The organism is Streptomyces aculeolatus (genome assembly GCF_020400605.1).
Taxonomy (GTDB): domain Bacteria; phylum Actinomycetota; class Actinomycetes; order Streptomycetales; family Streptomycetaceae; genus Streptomyces; species Streptomyces aculeolatus.
Genome location: NZ_JAINRD010000012.1, coordinates 116,743 through 139,823, shown reverse-complemented (window position 1 = coordinate 139,823; position 23,081 = coordinate 116,743). Strand labels below are relative to the sequence as shown.

Below are 23,081 nucleotides of genomic sequence, written 5' to 3'. Positions count from 1 at the left end.
GCGGTCACCCATGGCAGACCAGGTTCCGGGCGCGATCGACACGAGCCGCCCGCACTCGGCGCGTATCTGGAACCACCTGCTCGGCGGCACCGACAACTACCCGGCGGACCGGGCGGCCGCGGAGGCGATCGTCTCGGTCTTCCCCGGGATGGCCGACATCACGCGCCGCTCCCGGCAGTTCACCGGCCGCGCGGTCGGCTGCCTGGTGCGCGAGGCGGGCATCCGCCAGTTCCTGGACGTCGGCAGCGGGCTGCCCACCGCCGACAACACGCATCAGATCGCCCAGCGGATCGCCCCCGGGGCGCGGATCGTCTACGTGGACAACGACCCGCTGGTGCTCGCCCACGCGCGGGCGCTGCTCACCTCCACCCCCGCGGGCCGCTGCCAGTACATCGACGCCGACGCCCGCGACACCGACCGGATCCTCGAAGAGGCGGCGCGCACGCTGGACTTCACCCGGCCGGTCGGGCTGATGCTGATGGGGATCCTCGGGCTCGTCGAGGACTACGACGAGGCGCGTTCGGTCGTACGGCGCCTGCTGGCCGCCCTGCCCGCGGGCAGCCACCTCGCGCTCAACGACGGGACGACCACCGACGACGCCTACGTCGAGGCCCTGCGCCGCCACAACCCGAGGGCTGCGGTCCCGTACACGGCGCGCAGCCCGGAGCAGGTCGCCGGCTACTTCGAGGGCCTGGAGCTGCTGGAGCCGGGGGTGGTCCCCTGCCCGCGGTGGCGGCCGGAGAGCCTTGGGGAGCAGGCGCCGGACGTGGCCGCGTACGGCGGTGTCGGCCTGAAGCCGTAGCCGGTACGGGGGCGCCGGCCGCTGCCCCCGCCGGACCGCGGCCGGCGGATACGGCATGTCCCGCCGCGGCACGTCCGTGCCCCGGCGGCGTGAATTCTCCCGCCTCACCGCGGGCTGCCCGGCGTATTTTCCGCCCCGCCCTCTTCGTACGGAATCCCGTCCGCCGAAGACGGTGAGAACTCTCTCACGGTGGTCCAACGGACGGCTCATCGAGCGCGCGAAAACTACCGCGTACTCATCCGGAGCATCCGACCCAGGAGAGACCGCCGTGAAGGAACTCCTCGAACACGCCCGGACCTTCCAGAACCGTATCGCCCCCGACCGCGAGAGTTTCCGGCGGTTCGGCGACGGACAGAGTCCGGGAACCCTCTTCATCACCTGCTCCGACTCGCGGGTGGTGCCCACCCTCATCACCGGCGCCCGCCCGGGGGAGCTGTTCGAGCTCCGCAACGCGGGCAACGTCGTGCCCCCGTACCAGCACGGGCTGCGGTCCGGCGAGGCGGCCACCATCGAGTACGCCGTGGACGTGCTGCGGGTGCGCGACATCGTCGTGTGCGGGCACTCGCACTGCGGCGCGGTGGGGGCGCTCGCGCGGGACGAGAACCTGGGCGCGCTGCCCAGCGTCGCGGAGTGGCTGTCGCTGGCGCGGCCCGCGCTGGTGCCGCTGCTGGGGACGCCGCCCGACGACGCGGTGCTGCGCAAGTTCGTCCAACTGCACGTCATCGCCCAGCTCGAAGCCCTCCGCACCTACCCCCACGTCGAACGCGCCCTGGCCGAGGGCCGACTGAGCCTGCACGGCTGGTTCTACCGCGTCGACACCGCCGAGGTGCGCGAACTCGACTTCTTCCAGGGGATCTTCCGCCGGCACTGACCCGCACCGCCTCCTCCGTCCCCCCATCAGCGCCGGGCTCCCGGCGTGAGAGAGGAATGCCATGCTCAGTGCACGATCACGGTCGGGAAGGCACGCCCGCAGAGACACCGGCCGCACGGCCGGCCCGGGGACCCTGGGAGCCGATCTCATGGCCTCGCTCGTCGTGTTCCTCGTCGCTCTGCCGCTGTGCATCGGGATCGCGGCGGCGTCCGGCGTCCCCGCGTCGCTCGGCATCATCACCGGCATCGTCGGCGGGATCGTCGTCGGGTTCCTGCCGGGCAGCACCTTCCAGGTCAGCGGGCCTGCCGCCGGACTCGCCGTCCTCGTCATGGAGTTCGTCACCGAGCACGGCGTCGGCATGGTCGGGCCCGTCGTCCTGGCCGCCGGGCTGTGCCAGATCCTGCTCGGTCTGCTGCGGATGGGCCGGCTGTTCCAGTCCATCTCCGTCTCCGTGGTGCAGGGCATGCTCGCCGGCATCGGGGTGCCGCTGATGCTCGGCCAGGCGTACGCGGTCATGGACACCGACCAGCGCGGCTCGGCGATGGAGAACCTCACCGGCCTGCCCGACCTGGTCGGCGACGCCCTCGACGACCCCGGCAAGCGGGCCGCGCTGCTGCTGGGCGTCATGTCCATCGTCCTGTGCTTCCTGTGGAAGAAGGTGCCGGGGCCGCTGGGCAAGATGCCCGCGCCGCTGCTCGTCGTCGTCCTCGGGGCCGCCGTCACCGGCCTGGCCGGCCTCGACGTCAAGACGGTGAAGGTCGGCAACCTGCTGGACTCGGTGCACGTGACCGATCCCGCCGGCTTCGGCGAGCTGGCCGATCCGGCGGTGCTCACCATGGTGGTCACGTTCACGGTCATCGCCTCCGCGGAGAGCCTGTTCAGCGCCGCGGCCGTGGACCGGATGCACACGGGGCCGCGGACGAAGTACAACGCCGAGCTGACCGCCCAGGGCGTCGGCAACACCGTCTGCGGGGTGTTCGGCGCCCTGCCCATGACCGCGGTGATCGTCCGCAGCTCCGCCAACGTCCAGGCCGGCGCCAGGACCAGGCTCTCCCGCATCCTGCACGGCGTCTGGATGCTCGGCTTCGGCCTGCTGCTGCCCGGGCTCCTCGGGATGATCCCCGTGGCCGTGCTGGCCGGCATCCTCGTCCACGCCGGCTGGAAGCTGTTCAACCCCGCCGCCTTCCCCGCGATGTGGCGGAGCGACCGGGGCGAGGCCGTGGTCATGATCGTCACGACGCTGGCCATCGTGCTCACCAACCTCCTCGAAGGCGTGGTGGCGGGGCTGGGCGTCGCCATCGTCCTCGCCGCGCTGCGGATGTCCCGTATCACCATCCGCCGGACCGTCGACGGCGGTTCGGCCCGGCTGGAGCTGAAGGGGAACGCCACCTTCCTGCGGCTGCCGCGGCTCATCGAGGCGCTGGAGTCGATCGCCGACAGGAGCGTGGTCCAGGTGGACGCCACCGGCCTCTCCCACCTCGACCACGCCTGCCGCAGCCAGTTGGAGTCGTGGGCCGAGCAGCAGCGCAAGGCCGGCTCCGACCGTGTCGACCTGTTCCTGCCCGGCGCCGCGCCGGGCGGCGGGAAGGGAGAGGAGGACCCGTCCACCGTCGAGTTGACGCTCCCCGTGCCGCCGGCCACCGCGTCCGAGGGCGTCCGGCCGTACGCGCCGGAGCCGCAGTACTCACATGCGTACGCCGCGGCCGAGGACCCCGCACACCGCGCCCACCCGCACGACCACCCGGGTCACCCCCACGAGCACCCGCACGACCACCCCGGCCACCCCGCGGCCCACAGGCACCACCCCGGACCGGCCGCGCACCCCGGCCACGCGCACGACGCCGGCGTCCACCCGAGCCACCCGGCGACCACGCCGCACGGCCGGCCCTGACGAGGAGGCAACCCCCATGGCCACCGACCCGTACGCGGCGCTGATCGCCCTCATCCGCGCCGACGCTTCCCGCTCCGCGGCCGCCCGCGCCGACGCCCACCGCGTCGACGAAGCGGCCGGCCGGAACGCCGCCCCCGGGAAACCGTCCGACCCGGACGATGCCCACCCCGATGCGGCCGACCCGGACCCGGACGCACCGCGCCAGCACCCCTCGACCCCCGTCCCCGACCGCCGGGAGTCCGGCGAGCCGCAGGCCGGCGACCCGTGCCGCACACGGAATTCCGAGCCGCCGGCCGCAGCGCTCCAGGACCCCCCGGCCGGGTGACCCGCGGGTAATTCCCCCGGGTCACCCCCGGCACCCCCCGCGCTTTTCCCGACCCCCGGAGCGCGGGGGCTGTCGGAGGCCACCCGGAATTCCGAACATTCGCCCCGGCAGGCCATTATTCGCACGACCCACATCCGACGTCCGACGCACGGCTACGGAGCCCGAATCCGGCCCGTGATCAGGTGAGATGAGAATGCTCTCCTTTTTCTCGGCAATGCGGTATCAGGGAGGGCACACTGTCCGGCATGCCTCTGCGCAGAGCTTTAGTGCCGATCACCGTGTCTTTCGCCTTCGCGGCCGCGGGAGCGGCGATAGGCGGCATGTGGGTCGAAAGCGACTCCCCGGGTCTGGGCCCCGCCATTGTCGTCACGGGCGACGACGGCCAGAGGCCCAAGGCGCGCGAGTCGCCCCGGCGGGCCTCGGCCCCGCTGTCGTCCCTGTCGTCGCCCTCGGCGCTGGCGACCTCCTCCCCGGCGGCCACCTCAACCCCCCGCGCCGCCTCGTCCGCCACCACCGCCCGGGAGCGCGGCGGCGCTCCCGTCACCACGCGCCCGCCGCCGCACAGCGGCAGCACCTCAGCCCACCCCGAGCTGATCGGAGGAGCCTGGCAGGGCGACGACGACGGTGACGACGACGACGGACCTGACGACGACGGCGGTGAGTGGGGGTGAGGGATGCCTCGACGGACGTTCAGCGCGCGATCGCGCATCGTCGGCTGGATGCTGTTACTCGTCGGCGCGGCCCTGGCCGCGCCGACGATGGGCATCACGGTGATCTGGCTGGCGGAGATCGACACCCAGGTGGACCAGCAACTGCGCCGGAAGGCCGACGAGCTGCGGCGGTTCGCCAGGACCGCTCAGGACCCGGCGACCGGCCGGCCCTTCACCCGCGGGGCGGATCTGCTCACCCAGTTCATGACGGTGAACCTGCCCACCCGTGAGGAGGCGTACTTCTCCATCGTCGACGGCCGCGCCGACCGGCGCAGCGCCAACGCGGTGCCGGCCAGGCTCGACCGGGACCCGGAGGTCGTCGTGCAGTTGGCCCGGCCCGTCGGCACGGAGGTCGGGTGGCTGGATTCCCGGGCGGGCAAGGTCCGCTACGGGGTCGTCCCCGTCCGCGTGGCGGGGGATCCGAGCGATACGCGCCTGGTGGTGCTGGAGTTTCGCGACCGGCACATGCACGAGGACCGCTGGATCGCCGAGGTGCTGCTGCTCACCGGCGTCCCGGCGTTCCTCCTGGCCGCCGCCGCCGGCTGGGTGCTCGCCGGCCGGGTCCTGGCGCCGGTCCGGCTGGTCCGCAAGACCGCGGAGCGGATCAGCGAGTCCGACCTGACCCAGCGGCTGACGGTCACCGGCGCGGACGACGTCGCCGAACTGGCGCACACGTTCAACCACATGCTGGACCGGCTGGAGAGCGCCTTCACCACCCAGCGGCAGTTCCTCAACGAGGTCGCGCACGAACTGCGTACGCCGATCACCGTGATCCGCGGAAACCTGGAGCTGATGGACGACGACGCGAAGCGGGCGGGCGGCCAGACGTACCCGCTGGTGCTGGACGAACTGCAGCGCATGACCCGCATAGTCGACGACCTGCTCCTGCTGGCCAAGGTGAAGCGGCCGGACTTCCTGACCGTCGGCGAGACCGACCTGACGGACCTGATCATCGACGTGGTGATGAAGGCGCGGGCGCTGGGGGACCGCCAGTGGCGGATCGCGCACGTCGCCGAGGCGACCGTGCTCGTGGACCGGCAGCGGCTCACCCAGGCGCTGATCCAGCTCGCGCTCAACGCCGTCCAGCACACCCGCGAGGGCGACCTCATCGAGATGGGCTCGGTGGTCCGCGCCCGCCACGTCGTGCTGTGGGTCCGGGACACCGGCCCGGGCGTCGCGCCGCAGGAGCGGCTGCGCATCTTCGACCGCTTCGCCCGCGGCAGTGGCACCGGCACCGGCACCGGCACCGGCACCGAGAGCAGTACCGGTACCGGCAGCAGTACCAGCACCGAAAGCGCCGAACACCCCGGCCACGCCCCCCGCTCCGGCACGCCGGACACCCGGGACGCGGGCCTCGGCCTGGGGCTCGCGATCGTCCAGGCGATCGCGCAGGCGCACGGGGGGAGCGCACGGGTGGACGACGCCGACGGCGCCGGTGCCCGTTTCACTATCTTGTTGCCTGCCCGCTTCCCCTGGCAGGGAGGACACCATGCACCGGATACTCATTGCGGAGGACGAAGCCAGAATCGCCGCCTTCGTCGAAAGGGGTCTGCGTACCCATGGCTTCGTCACCTCCGTCGTCACTGACGGGCTCTCCGCGTACGACCACGCCCGTACCGGCGGCTGGGACCTGCTCATCCTGGACCTCGGACTCCCCGCCTGCGACGGCTTCTCCGTCCTGCGCAAGCTGCGCGAGGCCCGGGTCACCATCCCCGTGGTCATCCTCACCGCGCGCAACAGCGTGAGCGACGTGGTCGCGGGCCTGGAGGGCGGCGCCGACGACTACATACCGAAGCCGTTCTCCTTCGAGGAGCTGATGGCCAGGGTCCGCGTCCGCCTGCGGACCGAGCCCTCCTACGAGCCCACGGTGCTGCGCGCCGGCAACATCGCCCTGGACCTGCGCACCCGCCGCGTCCACGTGGACGACCGCATGGCGGAGCTGTCCGCCCGGGAGTTCGCCCTGGCCGAGGTCTTCCTACGCCACCCGGACCAGGTGCTGACCCGCGAGCAACTCCTGAGCAGGGTATGGGGCTTCGACTACGACCCGGGCTCGAACATCGTGGACGTGTACGTCCGCTACCTGCGCCGCAAACTCGGCGCCGACCTGGTGGAGACCATCCGCGGCGTCGGCTACCGCCTCCGCGCCACGGCACCCACACCCCCCGCCCGGCTGAACTCCCGCTCCTGACCCGCACCGCCACCCGCCCCGCGCGCGGCTCCTGCGGCGGCGCCCCGTAAGCCCGCGGGAGCCCGGCCCCGGAGGGAGCGTTCCCTCCGGGCCCGGACTCCGCGCCCCGGCACCGGAGGTGGAGCCGAGGGGCGGTCCGTCAGCCCGGGAAGGTGGCTCCCCAGGTGGCCGGGCCCACGATGCCGTCGACGGTGAGGCCCTTCTTCGACTGGAAGTCGCGGCAGGCGGCGTACGAGTTGGGGCCGTAGGCGCCGTCCGCGGTGAGGCCGTAGCCGTGGGCGGCGTTCATCTGGTTCTGCCACGTGGCCACGCTCGCGTGGCTGAAGGTCGGCGGCTGGCGGAAGTTGACGCCGGGGTGGGGCAGCGGGCCGCCGCCGGGGTTCGTCGCCCCGTTGAGCACGCCGTTCGCGTACAGGTTCCCCGGGCAGCCGGTGCTCAGGTGGTCGCGGTGGCCGCAGATGGCCCGGGCCGCGCCGCCCTGCGTACGCAGCCGGTTGACGGCGTAGCGGAAGGCGTTGATCAGGCCGGTGGTGATGGTGTCGTAGTCGCCGGCGGTCCCGCCGACGAGACCGCAGACGGCGTACCAGTTCTGGTTGCCCGGGTTGGTCCCGTTCGCGGCCGTGCGGCGGTTCTCACCGCGGCCCTGGAACACGTAGTCGTGCACGCATACGAGGTGGCTGTACGCGATGTCCGCCCAGCCGTTGCCGTCCATGTGGTGGTTCTGGATCCCGCGCACCTGGGCGGCGCAGTCGGCGTGGTTCTGGCGGGCGACGTGGACGGCGTCGACGTGGTGGATGGTCACCCCGCCGTTCTGGGGCGTGATGTCGCCGTTGGTGTTCCGCGGGGCGCGGGCACCCCACTGGGACCGGGTGACGAAGGTGGTCACAGGGCCCTCCGTCCGGACAGCGCGCAGTCGACGGTGGCGTTGAGCGGTTCGGTCTGCGCCGACCGCAGGGTGCCGGACGGGTGGATCGCGCCGGGGTGGTCGGGGCGGTTCACGATCGGCAGCTCCCGCGGGTCCGCGGCGAAGGCCTGGCCGGAGCAGATCACGGGTGCGGCGGCCACGGCGGCGGCTACCCCCAGGAAGCCACGGCGGGATGGTCGTTGCGGCATGTCGTCTCCAGACGGTTGTGGGGCTCGTGCGCAGTACTCGCGCGCGGTGCCGTCTTCTCGGGTACGCCAGAGGTACAGGACGCCGGTAGCGCCGCGGTTGCGCCGCGGTACGGCCGCGGTCGTGCGGCGGCGTACGGACCGCGCCGTGGCCGGCTACGCCGGGAACGGAACGGCCCAGTCCTCCTCGTCGAGGAGGAGGCCGTTGGCCAGGTAGCCGATGGTCCGGTACCAGCCGGCGAGCACGAGGAACTCCAGCAGCTGGGCCTCCTCGTAGTGGTCGCGCAGGGCGCTCCACGCCGCGGGCGAGAGGTGGTCCATGTCGTGCAGCTCGTCGACCGCGCGGAGCAGCGCCACGTGCCGCGGCTCCCAGCAGGCGTGGGTTGTGGGATCGGCGTCGGCGGTCGCACGGAGCCGTTCGGGGCCGAGTCCGACCCGCTCGGCGAAGACGGAGGCGTGCACGCCCCACTCGTACGCGCAGCCGGCGCGGGCGGTCACCCGGGCGATGACGATCTCGCGGTCCAGGTCGGCGAGGAGCCCGTGGCCGAGCAGGCCGGCGCCCACGGCGAACATCCGGGAGGCCAGCTCGGGGTTGCGGTGCAGCACCCGGAACAGCACGAGGGGCTCGTGCGCCACCCCGGGCGGCATCCACCTGGCCAGCGCCTGGCCGATCTGCGCGGAGTACGGCGGTTCGAGCGGTTCGATGCGCGGCATGCGTCTCTCCTTGCTTCTGTTTTAGAAGCACTATGATGCTTCTAAAACAGAAGTGCAAGGAGGGTGCCATGCCAGCCAGAACGCCGCGGCCGGGCGTACCGGTACGGGGATCCGCGTCGGGCCGCCCCGTCATGGCCGCACTCGACCTGCTCGGACGGCGCTGGACCCTGCGCATCCTGTGGGAGCTGCACCAGGCGCCGGCGGGCTTCCGCGAACTGCAGCGCCGCTGCGAGCGCATGTCCTCCAGCGTGCTCAGCGCCCGGCTGGGCGAGCTGACGGACAGCCGGCTGATCGCCCTGCACGCCGACGGCTACCGCCTCACCGCACTCGGCGGGGACCTGGTCGACGCACTCCGCCCGCTGGACTCCTGGAGCCACCGCTGGGCAGCCGAGACGGACCCCGGCCCCTCCCGCTGACCCCGCGGGATCCCGGGCCCGGGCGGCGCGGGCGGCGGCCGGTCAGGGGGTGATCGCCGTGTCCGGGGTGTCGGTGACGCCCAGGTGCAGGTGCTCCACGTGGTGGAGGGCCTGGTCCAGGAGTTCGGCGACGTGGTTGTCGTGCAGTGCGTAGACGACCGAGCGGCCCCGGCGGGTGCCGGTGATCAGGCCCAGGGTGCGCAGGACGCGCAGTTGGTGGGAGCAGGCGGACTGCTCCATGCCCACGGCGGCGGCCAGTTCGGTGGCCGCGCAGGGGCCCTCGCGCAGCTTCGCGAGGATCAGCAGCCGCGACGGGGTGGCCAGGGCCTGGAGGGTCTCGGCGACCTTGGGGGCGTTCTGCGGCGTCAGCCGGGTGCGCGAGACGGGGCTGTCGCCTTCGCGGGGGTTCGCTCCGTGGCCCATGGCGCCCAGCTTACCGATTGAACACATGAATGACTGTTCAATCATTCCTGTAGGGTGGTGCGGGTCGCCGTACCGCCGTCCACCGAAGGCCGTTGCCGATGACCTCCACCCTGGCCGCTGCCGCCCCGACCGGGCGCCGCACCGCCGGTGCCGCCCCGCGGCGGCGCACCCCGGTCCTGGCGCTGCCCGAGGCCCGCTGGGCGCTCGCCGCACTCGTGCTGTTCCTCCTCGCGCTCCCGCTCCACCTGCTGAGCGCGCCCGCCTGGACGTGGGGCCCGCTGTTCGCCGCGGTGTACGTCGCCGGCGGCTGGGAGCCGGGCCGGGCGGGGCTGCGGGCGCTGGCGGACAAAACCCTCGACGTGGACCTGCTGATGGTGGTCGCCGCCCTGGGCGCAGCCGCCATCGGCCAGTTCCTGGACGGGGCGCTGCTGATCGTCATCTTCGCCACCTCCGGCGCCCTGGAGGCGATCGCCACCGCCCGTACCGAGGACTCGGTGCGCGGCCTGCTCGACCTCGCCCCGGCCACCGCCACCCGGCTCACCGACGACGGCGAGGAGACAGTCCCGGCCGCCGAACTGGCGGTGGGGGACACCCTCCTGATCCGGCCCGGCGAGCGCGTCGGCGCGGACGGCCTGGTGCTGGCGGGGGCCGGCGAGGTGGACCAGGCCACCATCACGGGCGAGCCGCTGCCGGCCGCGAAGGAGCCGGGGGACGAGGTGTTCGCCGGGACCGTGAACGGCACCGGCGCACTGACCGTCCGGGTGGAGCGGGATCCGGCGGAGTCGGTGATCGCCCGGATCGTGGCCATGGTCGAGGAGGCCTCCGCCACCAAGGCGCCGACGCAGTTGTTCATCGAGAAGGTCGAGCAGCGTTATTCGATCGGCATGGTGTTCGCCACCCTCGCGGTGTTCGCCGTCCCGCTCGCCTTCGGCGGCACGCTGGACGCGGCGCTGCTGCGGGCGATGACCTTCATGATCGTGGCGTCGCCGTGCGCGGTGGTGCTGTCCACCATGCCGCCGCTGCTCTCGGCGATCGCCAACGCGGGCCGGCACGGGGTGCTGGCCAAGTCCGCCGTCGTGATGGAGCGCCTGGGCCAGGTGGACGCGGTGGCGATGGACAAGACCGGCACCCTCACCGAGGGCACCCCGTACGTCGCGGAGGTGCGCCCGCTGCCCGGAAGCGGCCTGGACGAGGGCGGGTTGCTGGCGCTCGCGGCCGCGGTCGAGCACCCCAGCGAGCACCCGCTCGCCCGCGCCGTCGTCGACGCCGCCCGCCGGCGCGGCCTGCCCCTGGCCGACGCCGACGGCTTCTCCTCCGTCCCCGGCCAGGGCGTGTCCGCCACGGTCGGCGGGCACACGGTGGCCGTCGGCTCCCCGTCCCGGCTGCCGGCGGCCGGCGCCGCCGAGGTCCGCGCCGTCGTACGCGAGTTGGAGGAGGCCGGGCGTACCGCCGTGGTGGTGTCGCGGGACCGGGCCCCGGTGGGGGTGCTGGGGATGGGGGACCGGATACGGGCGGACGCCGCCGCCACCGTCGCCGCGCTGACCCGGCTGTCGGGCCGCGCCCCGGTGCTGCTCACCGGCGACAACGAACGCGCCGCCCGCCGCCTGGCCGCCGAGGCCGGCATCACCGACGTACGCGCCGGGCTGCTGCCGCAGGACAAGGCCGCCGCGGTGCGCGACCTGGAACGGCAGGGCAGGCGGGTGCTGGTGGTCGGGGACGGCGTCAACGACGCCCCCGCGCTGGCCGCGGCGCACTCCGGCATCGCGATGGGCAGGGCCGGCTCCGACCTCGCCCTGGAGACCGCCGACGCCGTCGTCGTACGGGACGAACTCGCCGCCGTCCCCGCGGTGGTGGCGCTGTCGCGCACCGCGCACCGCCTGGTGGTCCAGAACCTGGTCGTCGCGGGGGTGTTCATCACCGGCCTGGTGGCCTGGGACCTCATCGGCACCCTGCCGCTGCCGCTCGGCGTCGCCGGCCACGAGGGCTCCACGATCATCGTCGGCCTCAACGGCCTGCGCCTGCTGCGCGACAGCGCGTGGAAAGGGATGTGACGACCCGCTCCCCGCGGGGCCGGGTGAACAGGGCCGGGCGGGTGGTCGGCGTACGCCGCCGCCGGGCCACTGCGAAGTGGTCGGAGGCCGGTGGCCGTAACGTTGCCGAAGGGTGCTGTGCAGCACGTCGACGCACCATTGGCTACCGTTATCATTGTCTTATGTCGATGGTGAGTGAGACTGCGTCCGGGTCGCGGCAGGAGCTCGCGCCGGCCGCAACCATGTTCCGGGGCCTGTCGGACACGACCCGCCTCGCGATCCTGCAGCGGCTCGCCGGTGGCGAGGCGCGGGTCGTGGACCTGACGTCGGCGATGAGTCTCGCGCAGTCCACCGTGTCGGCGCACCTGGCCTGCTTGCGGGACTGCAACCTGGTGACGGCGCGTCCTGAGGGCCGGCAGATGTTCTACTCGCTCGCCCATCCCGAACTCCTGGACCTGCTCGCGTCCGCGGAGACCCTGCTGGAGGCCACCGACAACGCGGTGGCGCTCTGCCCGAAATACAGCGTCCCGGCGGACGGTGAGATGCCGGGTGAGGACGTGCAGTCGAAGACCCGGCCCGCTCGCTCCGCCGCGCGCAGGCGAGCCGCCCGGCAGGTCTGACCGCGCCGAAGCTGTCCGTATTCCCCATCTGTGCGAGCCGCGTTGACCCCGCGGGTATGTCGCACCACGGCGACCTGTGCGCCTTGAGGCGCCCGGGGGCGCACTCCCCCCGTATTTCCGCCGGGACCGAAGCAACCGACCTCAAGCGGCCCGGACCCCCTGCACTGACACAAGGCGGACGCGGGTGCCTGTGCATTTGCGAGTCCGACGCCGGCCACGTACATCTCTACGGTCGAAGTCGAAGTCGCACGCTTCACAGCTCAGCGTTCCACCCTGCTGCAGCACCACCGCGATCTTCTTCTTCCGCAGGGTCCTGTTCCGCTCTCGCGCCATGTGCCGGCGCAGCAGGAGGCGGCCTTCCGGCGCGCTGTAGCCGTCGAGCTCGTTCTCCTCCATGGGCGGAAGGCCCTGGAATTCGCCGTCCGCGATGCCCTGCCGGATCAGCCGGGCAGTCCCGGTCATCACGGCGGTCCTGGTAAGGAAGTCATGCAGCACCTCGCTGTCGAGAGCGCCGCCCTTGGTCATCAGGCCCCGGTAGTCGGGATGCCGGGTGGCGATGTCGTGTGTCTTGCGGGCCACGTCTTCGGGGTTGCGGAACTTCTCGTTGCGCTCGTCCTCGGCGTGGACGGGCAGGAGCTGGAGTAATTCCGACAGCTCGACGACCCGGCGGTCGTGGGCGTCCATGCCCTTCCACCCGTTGTCCATGACGAGCCGGCAGGCAAGGATGAGCTCATCACGCGCCCACTCGGGGCTCTTGGCCGCCCTGACCCGGAAGCCGGCCTGCTTCAGCCAGGCTGCCGCGTGGTCCTGACCACCGCTGAACTCCTCCGCCCGCAGCGCTCTGCCCTGATCCCACCGGTGAGCCACCCCGGCGATGGCCTTGGAGTCGTACTCCCGCCCCTCGTGGACGAGCAGATACGACCGGGCCCGCCCGAAGCCGTAGGTCGACAGGAACTGCTCGCGACTCAACTCGTCGTACTCACCGATGGCTCGGAGCACCGCATCTCGCGTGATCGCTTGCGCATGAGACCAGACTAGAAGGAGCGTCTGACACCGCTGACAAGCCGACGACTCGCGCTCGGCGCGGTCCGAACCGGCCCCCGGCGCCGTCCGGCTGTGCGATCACCGTGCACGCCTCGCCGGGCAGACCCCACACCTCGGTATCGGTCAACGCCTCCTGTAACCCACGAGGTTGCGGACGACCGCGGGCAGATCCTCCACGCTGCTCCGGCTGCCCGGCATCGCTCATCATAGAGGCGGGCTTGCACCGCCGCGCGGGCCTTCGTACCGAGGGTCTTCGTCTGCGGAGACCCTCTCCGGGAACGGTGGGATGACGAACGACTTCCGGCTCAGTTGGGAACTGCGCGACAACGGTTGGGCAACTTGGCTCATCAGAGCAGGCTCGGCCGAGCGGGAGGACTTCGTCAGCTACTGCACGGACGCACTTTCCGACCTGCTCTGCGGTACATCCGGCCTCTTCGGCCCCCTTGCAGTCGAGGGCTTCTCCTTCGACCTCGAACCGGCCGAAGCGAGATGGGTGCTGCGCCGCAGGGGGACGGAAGTCGATGCGTCGATCTACTACTTTGCGGACATGTCCGAGAGCTTCGATATCCCCGATGAGAACGGCGCCCTCGTCTGGCATGCCACGCAACAGCGAGCCGTTCTCGTCCACTCGGTCCTGGAGGCTGCCCAGTCGGTCCTGCGTCTCCATGGTGAGGACGGCTACCTGGCGAAATGGATCCGGCATCCCTTTCCCGTCGCCGCTCTGCAAGACCTCCGCCGTCTGCACCTCCAGCACGACGCATGCACACTCCACCACGACGCGGCCACCTAGTGCCGCATCAAGCAACGTTCGCCCTGTTGACCACGGCGTGAAGGCGCGTGTCGGTGGCGTGCTTGTTTCGCCAGATGATGTAGCGGCGGATCATGCTGCCCTGGGCCTTGTGGTTGGGGGTGGTCCGTGCCGTTGAGGGCGAAGTAGCGCAGTGCGGTGAATTGCGCCTCGATCCGGTTGAGCCAGGAGCTGTTGGTCGGGGTGTAGGCGATCTCGACGTTGTTGGCCTCGGCCCATTTCGCGACGCGGCGGCAGCGTTTGGTGGTCAGGTGCGGGGAGTAGTTGTCGCAGAGGATCGCGATACGCGTGCCAACGGGGCGGAGAGCAGGATGCGCAGGCCCTCGTGGCTGATGTCGTCGACCACCCCCTCAACGACCAGGAAGTCGGCCAGCTTGACCAGGCTCCAGGTCGAGAACGGCAGGCCGTGCTCGACGGGTCTGGACTTGGCGATCTTCTTGATCTCGCGTCGCTCGGGCAGCGTGAACGTCCTCGGCCGGCCGCCCTTGTACTTCGGGTAGAGCGAGGCGAAGCCGTCGGCGTTGAAGTTGTGGACCACGTCCCGGACCCGGTCCGAGCTGGTGAAGGTCACCTCGGCGATCTTCGCGACCGACATACCCTGGGCCGATAAGAGCACCATTTGGGCCCGTCGCCAGGTGACCACGGAACCGGTCCCCCGACGGACGATCCGCAGCAGTCGCAGGCCCTCGTCGTCGTCCACTTCCCGCACCTGCACACGCTCGGCCACTGGGACATTGTGGTGGACGGCCCCGGCGCGGCTTCGTCGGTTGTCGGGCCTCGTAGCATGCCGCCCATGCCCCGCTTCGAGGTTCTTCAGGTCGCTTTCTGGGACGGCTCCTCCAACTACGGCGTGCAGCCGCCGCTGACCGATCAGCTCGTCGACCAGGCCGAACTCACCCTGGAGGTGACTATCCCGGCCTCCCTGGTGGCGCTGCTTCATCAGCAAAACGGCGGACGGGTAGCCGCGGGTCTTCGAGCCTTTCCCACCTCGGTGCCGACGTCCTGGGCGAGCGACCACGTCCCCTTCGAGTACATGATGGGGATCGGGCACCGTACCGGGGCGCCTTCCTTGCTCGACAGCGTCTACCTGATTGGGGAGTGGGACCTGCCGGACTCGCTCATACTCCTCAGCGGCGACGGCCCCTGCTGGATCGGGCTGGACTACCGGACGGGCCCGACCCCCACCGTCGGATGGTTTGACGCCGACTCCGGTCTCGAACTACCCCTGGCCGCGAGCTTTCAGGACTTCGTGGAGGGTCTCACCGACCCTGAAACCTACGGCTGACCCAGCTTGCAGGCGGCATGGCGTTGGCCCCGCCGAAGGGGGCCAACATTGCTTGATGCGGCACTAGTTCGCCCGGTCAGCCGGGTGTGTCCCGGTGGCGCGTCAGCCGAAGTCGCCGGCGGAGGAGATTCGCTCGGCCTCCCGTACAGCCTGGTCGGTCAGCGGCTTCTGCACCCCGTCGTCGCTGTCGGCATCCCAGAACGCGGGCCGCACATCGTCAGGACGAGCCATGGGGGTCTCCCTTTACTTCAAGCCGAGTACGAGGAGGAGGACGGCGATCAGGATCGTGCCGATCGTGGTCTGCAGGAGGAGGAGGAACTGCTGTGCGCCGTCGCGGCGGAGGGCGGTCCGGATCAGTTCCCACCAGGTCGGGCGTATGCCCTTGACGATGAACAGGTCGTGTCCCAGCGCGGAGACGACGCCGGCGGGCGACGAGGGGTCGTCGGCAGAGCCGAGCCAGGACTTGGACAGCATCGCCTCGATGTCCGGGATGACTTCGGCGGCTCCGGCGTCGCGTACGGCCTGCTTGCAGAACGCGCACAGGAACGACGACAGGGCCTTCTGACGTGCGTCGCTGAGCGACGCGGTGACGTCGCACGGGCAGCCCTTGGTGCCCAGGTGCACCGACCCGCGCAGGACGGCGCCGCTGCCGATGGGGGAGACGGTCGTGATGGCCTCCCGGATGGTCAGGGTCAGGGCGAACTCCAGCACGGACGGCGGCGCCATCCACCGTTTCCAGTTGCCCAGCGCGATGACCGAGACGCCGCTGTGGCGGACGGAGTAGAAGTTGTCGTCGAAACGCGCGCCGGTGAGCACCACGATGTGCTCCGGCGGGTCCTCCCGGGTGCCGAAGACCACGGCCTGGTCGCGCAGGTGCGCCATGAGCAGGTTCTTGAAGTGGGCGCAGTCCTCGCGCACGGCCGCCCGGTCGGCCGTCTTCCCGCCGGCCACCTCGCACAGGAACGGGTCCTCCGGATGCGGGGACAGGAACTCGAACTCGAAGCCGCTCTGCAGGGTGTTGAGGTGCAGGAGGAGATAGCGCAGCGCGGCGTCATTGACGCCGTCCAGTAACGAGATGAGTCCGATACGCCTGTACGCCACCGACCGCCGCCTCCCTGGCTGATGCCCCTGGGTGCCACACCCACCGCTTCGTACCAGAAGGTCGCAGTCCGTGGGCGCGGTGGTTGCATCGTGGCGCGATGGCGGTCATGCCGGGGGCTGTCAGCCGCCGGGGTTCCACCGGGGTGCGTCCGGTGACTCGGTGACCTGGCGCAGCGTGCGGCCGCTGCGTGCGGAGCGGGCCCGCCGCGGGTCGGGTGTGCCGGCGTTGCCGTGTCCCGTTCCCGTGCGGACGAGCAGCCACAGCGGCTTCTCGCCGGAGAGGCCGTCTCCGGCACCGCCGCGGAAGCGGGTGAGCGCGTACCGGCCGTGCAGCTTCCGGCCGTGCAGTTCGAAGACGGCGTGCCCGTCGGCGAGGGCCCGGTCGAACGGCACCGGCCGCCTTCGCCTGTCGTGGCTGACCGGTCGATAGGTGCCGTGGTCCCAGACGATGACGGTGCCGCCGCCGTACTCCCCCTCGGGGATCACGCCCTCGAATCCCAGGTACTCCAGGGGGTGGTCCTCGGTGGGGATGGCGAGCCTCTTGTCGCGGGGATCGGCGGAGGGCCCCTTGGGGACCGCCCAGGACTTCAGGACGCCGTCGACCTCCAGGCGGAAGTCGAAGTGCACGGTGCTCGCGTCGTGGATCTGCACCACGAACGCCGCCGGCCCGTCCGCCTCACCGGGTGGGGCTTCGCCGTCCGCGGCGTGCTCGCCGCGCGGCTCGCCCGTCCTGTCGAAGCGCCGCTTCTCGCGGTAGGTCCGCAGTTCGTCCTTCTTGCCCACGAGAGCCCCTCGTGTCGCCTCGCTCGTCCGCGGTACGCGCCGTCCGGGCCATCGTCACCTGCCGTGCGGCGTGGCGCACGCGGTGCCCGCGGTGCGCGGGCCCGTGCCCGGGGCGCCTGCCCGGAGTGCGTCGGGGCGCCCGAGGCATGAGAATGGGCAAGGTGCGGAGGTGAGGCGGATGGCTCGTACGGCCTGGTCGGGAATGACGACGTTCGGGCTGGTCAGCGTTCCCGTCCCGATGGTCGCGGCCGCGATCTCCCCGACGTACACCGCCTGTGCGGCACGCTGGAGGCCACCGGGCGGGCCGGCATCGCCGCCACCGGCGTGGTCGGCCTGACCGCGGTCAGCGACGATGGCACCTGAGCGCATGGGGCTGGCCGGGGTACTGGCCGCGGCGGAGGAGGCCGCGCCGTTCGCCTCCCTCGACGTCGTGTCCGGCAACCTTCGGGAGCGATTCGGCGCACGGGACGTGGCGTTCTTGTTCGTGGACATCGTCGGCCGGAGGCTGGTGCGGGTCGGCGAGCGGACAGTGGCACAAGCCGCCCCGCGGGCCGAGCAGATTCCGCTGGTCGGCAGCGTCTACGACGAGGTCTTGCGCGCCCAGAGGATCACCCGGGCGCCCGGGGGCGGACCGCTGCAGCGGGTGCTGGCCCCGGTCACCAACCGCGGCGACACCATCGGCGTTCTGGAGCTGTCCCTCCCCGACGCCTCCGCGGAGGTACTGGAGCGGGTGGAGGAGGCCGCTCACGCGCTGGCGTACATCGTCGTGACCGACCGCCGCTTCACCGATCTGTATCAGTGGAGCCGGCGCACCACGTCGGTCAGCCTGGCCGCCGAGATCCAGCGCGAGCTCCTGCCCTCCGCCTCGTCCTGCGAGGCGGCAGAGTTCGCCCTGGCGGCGGCGCTGGTGCCCGCCGACAGCGTCGCAGGGGACACCTACGACTACACCCTCGACCACGACAGCTTGCACCTGTCCATCACCGACGCCATGGGCCACGACACGGACGCCGCCCTGACGGCGACCCTGCTGGTCAACGCCTCGCGTGGAGCCCGCCGCGCGGGTGCGGACCTGGCCGAGCAGGCCGGCCGGACCCACCAGGCTCTCCTCGACCACGGCCGCCACACCTTCGGCACCGGTCTGATGCTGCGCATCGCCCTCGACGGCAGCGGGGCCCGGCTGGTCAACGCCGGGCACCCGTGGCCGCTACGGCTTCGCGACGGACGGGTCACCGAGATGCACCTGGACGTCGACATGCCCTTCGGAGTCGTTCACCAGGGCGCGTACCGCGTGCAGGATCTCGATCTGCGCCGCGGTGACCGCCTGGTGCTCTACACCGACGGCATGCAGGAGCGCGAGGCCGAGACCGTGGACCTGCCCGCCCTGATCCGGGACACCGCCGCCGACCACCCCCGTGAAGTCGTACGTGACCTGACCACCGCCGTCGCCGACGCCTGTGCGGGCCACCTGGACGACGACGCCACCGTGCTCTGCCTGGACTGGCGGGGCCCCGGCGCCGGCAAACGGCACGCCCCCGCCGGCGCCGACACGTAGATCCCGCCGTCAGTCCCCTCCATCCCGGCAGCCCCGGCAGCCCCGGCAGCCCCGGCCGTGCCGGCCGGTCGGCGGCGTGGTGCGGTCAGCAGCCGGCCCAGCTCTTCGTGCACGGCGATCGACGAATCCACGTCTCGCGGAGGGACGGCCACCTGGCGCAACCCGGCGCATGACCTGGTCACACGCGGGTACACACACACCTCCGCGAGCCTGCGAAGCCCTCAGCCCCGCTCCCCCCGACCAAGGAGCCCCCGTGCCACGCGCAGCCCTCTTCGACGTCGACGGCACCCTCGTGGACAGCAACTACCTGCACGTCACCGCCTGGTGGGAGGCGCTGCGCCAGAGCGGCCACGACGTCCCGGCGGCCGTCATCCACCACGCCATCGGCCTGGGCTCCACCGACCTGCTCGACCACGTCCTCGGCGAGCACCGCGACCGCGAGCACGACGACACCATCAGCAAGGCCCACAAGACCCTCTACGCCACGCACTTCGAGACGCTGAACCCGCTCCCCGGCGCCGGCGACCTCCTGCGCGCGCTCGACAACCGCGGCTGGCGCATCGGCCTCGTCACCTCCGCGGACGACCGCGAGCTGGCCGCCATGCGGGAGGCCATCGACGCCGACGACGTCATCCGGGACACCGCGAGCTCCGCCGACGTGACCCGCGGCAAACCCGCGCCGGACCCGCTGGCCCACGGGATGGAGCTGGTCGGCTCCGACGCCGCGGGCACCGTCTTCGTGGGCGACTCCGTCTGGGACATGCGGGCTGCCTCCCGCGCACGCGTCACGGCCGTCGCCCTGCTCTCCGGCGGCATCCCGCGCGCCCACCTGGAGCGCGCGGGCGCCCGCGAGGTCTACGAGGACCCGTCCGACCTGCTCGCGCACCTCGACGGCAGTGCCTTCGGCAGGGCGTCGTGACCCCACCGCACTCATCGTCACCGACATGGTCAACACCTACGAGCACGAGGACGCCCACCTGCTCCTGCCGTCCGTGCGCGAGACCCTGCCCGGCATGACGCGGCTCATCGAGCGGGCGCGCCGGGGCGGCACGGAGGTCATCAACGTCAACGACAACTTCGGCCGCTGGCGCTCGCACCACGACGAGCTGCTGGCAGCCGCCTTGCGCGGCCCGCACGGCGACCTGGTCGAGCCGATCCGCCCGGATGAGCGCCGCCATCCGCACGCCGACGCACCCGGCCTCCCGTTCTGACCCGGCCGTGACCGCGCCCTGCCGGATACCGGCCCGCCTCCCGGGCGGCCGCTCCGGTCACGTGCGGCGCTCCTCCCCGCCGAGGCCGAGGGCGTCGGCGATCGCCTGGAGGTTGCCGTACTCCCCGTCGGGGAGTCGCTGCGCAAGCTCCACCACCCGGTCCGGGGCGTTGTTGCGGTGCAGCGTCTTCAGGACCGCATTGCGGTCGGCTGGATAGACGGCGCGACCGAGGTTCCGGCCCAGCTCGCTGCGCAGCTCGACGCCTTCCGGGGTGATCCCCGGGGGCGTACCGCCGACGAGCGTGGTGCCGGGCGCGCGGTCCGTCTCCGGCTGGTCCTCTCCCGGTGGCTGCAGCTCGCGATCCTCCTCCATGCGGGTGGAGCGGTTCGCGCGCAGCTCGCCGCTCATCTCCTTGGCGATCACGTCGTCGCGTATCGCGCTGGTCTTGTTCCTGCCCTGGTCAGCCATATCTGCGTCGCCTCCCTGTGTGCTCGAGGCGTGAGCCATGTGACCCGGGTGCCCAGAGTTGCCCGGACGAACCGGGAAATCCGCGGTGAGGCCGCGCGCGGAAAAGAGGACGACCGCGGGGCCGGGCGCCGGCATGACCGGACGCGGCCTGGATACCCTAAATCCATGCATACCGGGCTATACGAGCCGACCCTGCCGACCGACCGCGGAGAGTTGTCCGCGGCGACGCTCGCCTACCTGCGGCGTGCTTCGGGCTCGCTGCCGCCGGCGGGCGACGCCGAGCGCAGCGACCCGTACGGCGACGACCTGCAACTGGCCCTCTACCTCTGCTACGAGCTGCACTACCGGGGATTCGCCGGCGTGGACGACGAGATGGAGTGGGACGCCGCCCTGCTGGCCTTCCGCCGTGCGCTGGAGGACCGCTTCCTGGCGGCGCTGCGGGATGACGCGCCGCTGCCCGCCGACGTCGATTCGGCCCTGGCGGAGCTGCTGGTCGAACCCGTGCAGGGCGACGGCATCTCGTACCACCTGCGGGACGACGGCACGCTGGGGCAGGTGCGGGAGTACGCCGCGCAGCGCTCCCTGTACCACCTCAAGGAGGCCGACCCGCACGCCTGGGTGCTCCCGCGGCTGCACGGGCGGGCCAAGGCGGGCATGGCGGCGGTGGAGTACGACGAGTTCGGGGCCGGCCGCGGTGAGCGGGTGCACGCCCGCCTGTTCGCCGACCTCATGCGGGACCTTTCGCTCGACACCGGCTACGGGCGCTATCTGGACGCCGCCTGCCCGCAGATGCTGGCCGTCTCGAACCTCATGTCGCTGCTCGGCCTGCACCGCCGCCTGCGCGGTGCGCTGGTCGGCCACTTCGCCGCGGTCGAGATCACCTCCTCCCCGAACTGCCGCCGGCTGGCGCAGGCCATGGAGCGGCTGGGCGCGGGCCCGGCGGCGGAGCACTTCTACCGCGAACACGTGGAGGCCGACGCCGTCCACGAGCAGGTCGTACGGCACGAGGTGGTGGCCGGGCTGCTGGAGGCGGAGCCGCAGCTCGCGGCCGACGTGGCGTTCGGGATCGCGGCCACCGGCCTGGTCGAGGACCGGTTCACCGAGCACCTCCTCGGATCGTGGCGCTCGGAGCGCTCCTCGTTGCGTCACGCCCTGTGAGGCCCCTTCCCGCGGGCCAGACGTTTCAACCGAAATGTTCGGGTACCCGGCAGCCGTGGCCCTCCCCGTGGCAGGAGGGCAAGGAAGGCTGGTGGTGAGCCGTGCACAGCCCGCGAGACGAATCCCCGCGCCGGCTGCGCGTACAGCGCACGGGCCCCCTGCTCGTCGAGGGCCCGGTGGAGGTGACGCTCGACGACGGCACCGTCGCCGTCTCCGACCGCTTCTGCGTCGCCGTCTGCACCTGCCGGCGCAGCCGCACCTACCCGTGGTGCGACACCAGCCACCGCCGCAGAACCGCGGACTGACCCGGCGGTGGCCGACGCCCGAGCGAGAGGAAGCCCATGGCCGGGGAACACCATGACCTGCCCCTTCCCGACTACGACGGGCTGCAGCCCGGCGATCTGGAGGACCGTGTCCGTTCGCTGAGCCGGCAGGAGCTGGAGCAGTTGCTGACGTACGAGCGCGAGCACGCCGACCGCCGGCAGGTGGTCGAACTGCTCCGCTTCCGGCTGCGGCAGGTCGAGGCGGGGGCCAGGCCCGCGTCCGCCGGCCTCGGCGGCGCCTCGGTGGCCCCGCCCCCGCAGGGCACCTCGCCCGTCACCCCCGACACGGCGGCCCCACCGATCCACCCCCCGCCCCACGGCACCCCGCAGCAGCCCGGCCAACCCAAGGGCGACCGCCCCTGAGGAGCCCTCGGACGGAACGCCGCCGACAATGCGTGAGGCAGGAAGAGAACCCGCGGGTCAAGACTTCGGCGACGGTCTGCCCCCGCCGCCAGGGCGGTTGCCGGTGCTATCCGGCGGGTTCGGGTGAGGAGCGGGTTCGGGCGGGGGAGGTGGCGCCGGCGTAGCCCTGTTCCATCGAGAGTGCGCGGGCGGCCCGCAGGGCGGTCTCGGTGGCGCTGGTGCGGGCCAGTGGGTCCCGCATCCGCTGGCCCGCGGCAGCGAGGGTGATGCTGGACGTGGCCTGGCCGGTGGACCTGAACACGGGGGCCGACACCGCCCAGACGTCGTCGTCGAGTTCGTTCTCGCACACGTCGAACCCCTGCATCCGGACCTGGGCGAGATGGGCGGTCACCTGCTCCTCCGTGTGCGGGGTGTCTGCGGTGTAGGCCGTCAGCTCCTGCGCACGCAGCACCGTGGCGACGGTCTCGGGTGTCTGGTACGCGAGGATGCTGCGTGCCGAGGCTGCCGCGTGCGGTGGCATGACCTGGCCCACCCGGACGAACAGACGGAGCGGGTGCACGCCCTCGACCAGGGCCACGCAGAGGAGGCGGGTGCCGGTCAGTTCGGTGAGGAACACGGTCTCGCCGCATTCCCTGGCGGCGTCTCGCATGGGGCGCGGCGGGCTGACCGCCGTGCCCTGGGAGGCGATGGCCATCGTGGACAGCTCGGTGAAGGCCGGTCCGAGGAAGTAGCGGCGGTTGCTGGGGGAGCGGGTGACGTAGCGTTCTTCGACGAGCGCGGCCATCACCCGGTGCAGGCTGCCTATCGGGATACCCAGCTCTTCGTGCAGCTGTTGCAACGACAGACCACGCACGTGGGACGCGATGACTCGCAGGACGCGCAGCG

At 72.1% G+C, this 23,081-nt stretch carries 27 protein-coding genes and 2 pseudogenes; 18 read left to right on the top strand and 11 right to left on the bottom strand.

The annotated features are described in order from the left end of the window. Window positions 1-10: 10 nt before the first annotated feature. The 7 genes from LG396_RS20975 (at window position 11) to LG396_RS20945 (ending at window position 6,787) form a co-directional block, all read left to right on the top strand. Entirely contained in the window at window positions 11-802 is a 792-nt protein-coding gene (locus LG396_RS20975; RefSeq protein ID WP_130457207.1) for an SAM-dependent methyltransferase, read from the top strand. A gap of 268 nt (window positions 803-1,070) precedes the next feature. Then, entirely contained in the window at window positions 1,071-1,673 is a 603-nt protein-coding gene (locus tag LG396_RS20970) for a carbonic anhydrase (RefSeq protein ID WP_018835222.1), read from the top strand. A gap of 148 nt (window positions 1,674-1,821) precedes the next feature. After that, complete coding sequence (locus tag LG396_RS20965; protein WP_263979397.1) at window positions 1,822-3,564, top strand: SulP family inorganic anion transporter; 1,743 nt, start codon at window positions 1,822-1,824, stop codon at window positions 3,562-3,564. Window positions 3,565-3,580: 16 nt separating this feature from the next. Further along, entirely contained in the window at window positions 3,581-3,889 is a 309-nt protein-coding gene (locus LG396_RS20960; RefSeq protein ID WP_225795916.1) for a hypothetical protein, read from the top strand. 278 nt (window positions 3,890-4,167) lie between these two features. Further along, on the top strand, window positions 4,168-4,560 hold the full coding sequence (locus LG396_RS20955) for a hypothetical protein (RefSeq protein WP_225795915.1): 393 nt from the start codon (window positions 4,168-4,170) through the stop codon (window positions 4,558-4,560). Window positions 4,561-4,608: 48 nt separating this feature from the next. Further along, complete coding sequence (locus LG396_RS20950; RefSeq protein ID WP_225795914.1) at window positions 4,609-6,186, top strand: sensor histidine kinase; 1,578 nt, start codon at window positions 4,609-4,611, stop codon at window positions 6,184-6,186. Beyond that, window positions 6,089-6,787: a response regulator transcription factor gene (locus tag LG396_RS20945; protein WP_018835226.1), complete on the top strand. Its 699-nt coding sequence runs from the start codon at window positions 6,089-6,091 to the stop codon at window positions 6,785-6,787. The genes LG396_RS20950 and LG396_RS20945 overlap by 98 nt, the downstream gene beginning before the upstream one ends. Window positions 6,788-6,926: 139 nt before the next feature. Here LG396_RS20945 and LG396_RS20940 read toward each other — a convergent pair whose 3' ends face one another. The 3 genes from LG396_RS20940 to LG396_RS20930 form a co-directional block, all read right to left on the bottom strand. Next, the gene (locus LG396_RS20940) at window positions 6,927-7,673 is read right to left on the bottom strand and encodes a peptidoglycan recognition protein family protein (RefSeq protein ID WP_018835227.1); all 747 of its coding nucleotides are present in this window, start codon (window positions 7,671-7,673) and stop codon (window positions 6,927-6,929) included. Further along, complete coding sequence (locus LG396_RS20935) at window positions 7,670-7,900, bottom strand: hypothetical protein (RefSeq protein WP_225795913.1); 231 nt, start codon at window positions 7,898-7,900, stop codon at window positions 7,670-7,672. The genes LG396_RS20940 and LG396_RS20935 overlap by 4 nt, the downstream gene beginning before the upstream one ends. 153 nt (window positions 7,901-8,053) lie before the next feature. Continuing rightward, on the bottom strand, window positions 8,054-8,611 hold the full coding sequence (locus tag LG396_RS20930) for a carboxymuconolactone decarboxylase family protein (protein ID WP_225795912.1): 558 nt from the start codon (window positions 8,609-8,611) through the stop codon (window positions 8,054-8,056). Between the two features lie 68 nt (window positions 8,612-8,679). Between LG396_RS20930 and LG396_RS20925 the strand changes: the two genes are divergently transcribed. Further along, window positions 8,680-9,027: a winged helix-turn-helix transcriptional regulator gene (locus LG396_RS20925; RefSeq protein ID WP_037754135.1), complete on the top strand. Its 348-nt coding sequence runs from the start codon at window positions 8,680-8,682 to the stop codon at window positions 9,025-9,027. 42 nt (window positions 9,028-9,069) lie between these two features. On the opposite strand, the gene LG396_RS20920 is transcribed toward LG396_RS20925, so the two are convergent. Continuing rightward, window positions 9,070-9,450: an ArsR/SmtB family transcription factor gene (locus LG396_RS20920; protein WP_225795911.1), complete on the bottom strand. Its 381-nt coding sequence runs from the start codon at window positions 9,448-9,450 to the stop codon at window positions 9,070-9,072. A 98-nt stretch (window positions 9,451-9,548) separates the two neighbouring features. On the opposite strand from LG396_RS20920, the gene LG396_RS20915 reads away from it, so the two are divergent. Continuing rightward, the gene (locus tag LG396_RS20915; protein WP_225795910.1) at window positions 9,549-11,501 is read left to right on the top strand and encodes a heavy metal translocating P-type ATPase; all 1,953 of its coding nucleotides are present in this window, start codon (window positions 9,549-9,551) and stop codon (window positions 11,499-11,501) included. Window positions 11,502-11,662: 161 nt separating this feature from the next. Then, window positions 11,663-12,100: an ArsR/SmtB family transcription factor gene (locus LG396_RS20910; RefSeq protein WP_225795909.1), complete on the top strand. Its 438-nt coding sequence runs from the start codon at window positions 11,663-11,665 to the stop codon at window positions 12,098-12,100. 141 nt (window positions 12,101-12,241) lie between these two features. Here LG396_RS20910 and LG396_RS20905 read toward each other — a convergent pair whose 3' ends face one another. Further along, entirely contained in the window at window positions 12,242-13,114 is an 873-nt protein-coding gene (locus tag LG396_RS20905; protein ID WP_504968211.1) for a ScoMcrA-related endonuclease, read from the bottom strand. A gap of 316 nt (window positions 13,115-13,430) precedes the next feature. Here LG396_RS20905 and LG396_RS20900 point away from each other — a divergent pair, with 316 nt between their 5' ends. Next, entirely contained in the window at window positions 13,431-13,934 is a 504-nt protein-coding gene (locus LG396_RS20900; RefSeq protein ID WP_225795907.1) for a hypothetical protein, read from the top strand. A gap of 7 nt (window positions 13,935-13,941) precedes the next feature. On the opposite strand, the pseudogene LG396_RS39765 reads toward LG396_RS20900, so the two are convergent. Next, a pseudogene (locus LG396_RS39765) lies at window positions 13,942-14,679 on the bottom strand (helix-turn-helix domain-containing protein). A gap of 66 nt (window positions 14,680-14,745) precedes the next feature. Here LG396_RS39765 and LG396_RS20885 point away from each other — a divergent pair. Continuing rightward, window positions 14,746-15,237, top strand: a complete 492-nt coding sequence (locus LG396_RS20885) for an SMI1/KNR4 family protein (protein ID WP_225795905.1) — start codon at window positions 14,746-14,748, stop codon at window positions 15,235-15,237. Window positions 15,238-15,339: 102 nt separating this feature from the next. Here the strand turns inward: LG396_RS20885 and LG396_RS39340 are convergent, their stop codons facing one another. The 3 genes from LG396_RS39340 to LG396_RS20875 all read right to left on the bottom strand — a co-directional run bounded on the left by LG396_RS39340 (window position 15,340) and on the right by LG396_RS20875 (window position 17,121). Next, window positions 15,340-15,468 (bottom strand): hypothetical protein, encoded by a 129-nt coding sequence (locus LG396_RS39340; protein WP_263979396.1) that lies wholly within the window; start codon window positions 15,466-15,468, stop codon window positions 15,340-15,342. A gap of 12 nt (window positions 15,469-15,480) precedes the next feature. After that, entirely contained in the window at window positions 15,481-16,338 is an 858-nt protein-coding gene (locus LG396_RS20880) for a hypothetical protein (protein ID WP_225795904.1), read from the bottom strand. A 120-nt stretch (window positions 16,339-16,458) separates the two neighbouring features. Then, window positions 16,459-17,121: a DNA polymerase ligase N-terminal domain-containing protein gene (locus LG396_RS20875; protein WP_225795903.1), complete on the bottom strand. Its 663-nt coding sequence runs from the start codon at window positions 17,119-17,121 to the stop codon at window positions 16,459-16,461. Window positions 17,122-17,473: 352 nt separating this feature from the next. Between LG396_RS20875 and LG396_RS20870 the strand changes: the two genes are divergently transcribed. The 3 genes and pseudogenes from LG396_RS20870 to LG396_RS20860 form a co-directional block, all read left to right on the top strand. Further along, window positions 17,474-18,673 (top strand): PP2C family protein-serine/threonine phosphatase, encoded by a 1,200-nt coding sequence (locus tag LG396_RS20870; protein ID WP_225795902.1) that lies wholly within the window; start codon window positions 17,474-17,476, stop codon window positions 18,671-18,673. Between the two features lie 253 nt (window positions 18,674-18,926). After that, window positions 18,927-19,592, top strand: coding sequence for an HAD family hydrolase (locus LG396_RS20865; protein ID WP_225795901.1), 666 nt, complete (start codon window positions 18,927-18,929; stop codon window positions 19,590-19,592). Window positions 19,593-19,617: 25 nt separating this feature from the next. Further along, a pseudogene (locus LG396_RS20860) lies at window positions 19,618-19,842 on the top strand (cysteine hydrolase); the annotation flags it as partial. A 99-nt stretch (window positions 19,843-19,941) separates the two neighbouring features. On the opposite strand, the gene LG396_RS20855 reads toward LG396_RS20860, so the two are convergent. Then, window positions 19,942-20,352 carry a DUF2795 domain-containing protein gene (locus LG396_RS20855; RefSeq protein WP_018840133.1) on the bottom strand — a complete coding sequence of 137 codons (411 nt, stop codon included), beginning with the start codon at window positions 20,350-20,352 and terminating at the stop codon, window positions 19,942-19,944. A gap of 165 nt (window positions 20,353-20,517) precedes the next feature. Between LG396_RS20855 and LG396_RS20850 the strand changes: the two genes are divergently transcribed. The 3 genes from LG396_RS20850 (at window position 20,518) to LG396_RS20840 (ending at window position 22,196) form a co-directional block, all read left to right on the top strand. Beyond that, on the top strand, window positions 20,518-21,510 hold the full coding sequence (locus tag LG396_RS20850; RefSeq protein WP_225795900.1) for an iron-containing redox enzyme family protein: 993 nt from the start codon (window positions 20,518-20,520) through the stop codon (window positions 21,508-21,510). Window positions 21,511-21,611: 101 nt separating this feature from the next. Beyond that, window positions 21,612-21,815 carry a CDGSH iron-sulfur domain-containing protein gene (locus tag LG396_RS20845; protein ID WP_018840131.1) on the top strand — a complete coding sequence of 68 codons (204 nt, stop codon included), beginning with the start codon at window positions 21,612-21,614 and terminating at the stop codon, window positions 21,813-21,815. A 36-nt stretch (window positions 21,816-21,851) separates the two neighbouring features. Beyond that, window positions 21,852-22,196, top strand: coding sequence for a DUF8129 domain-containing protein (locus LG396_RS20840; RefSeq protein WP_225795899.1), 345 nt, complete (start codon window positions 21,852-21,854; stop codon window positions 22,194-22,196). 106 nt (window positions 22,197-22,302) lie between these two features. On the opposite strand, the gene LG396_RS20835 is transcribed toward LG396_RS20840, so the two are convergent. Continuing rightward, window positions 22,303-23,079: an IclR family transcriptional regulator gene (locus LG396_RS20835; protein ID WP_225795967.1), complete on the bottom strand. Its 777-nt coding sequence runs from the start codon at window positions 23,077-23,079 to the stop codon at window positions 22,303-22,305. Window positions 23,080-23,081 lie beyond the last annotated feature (2 nt).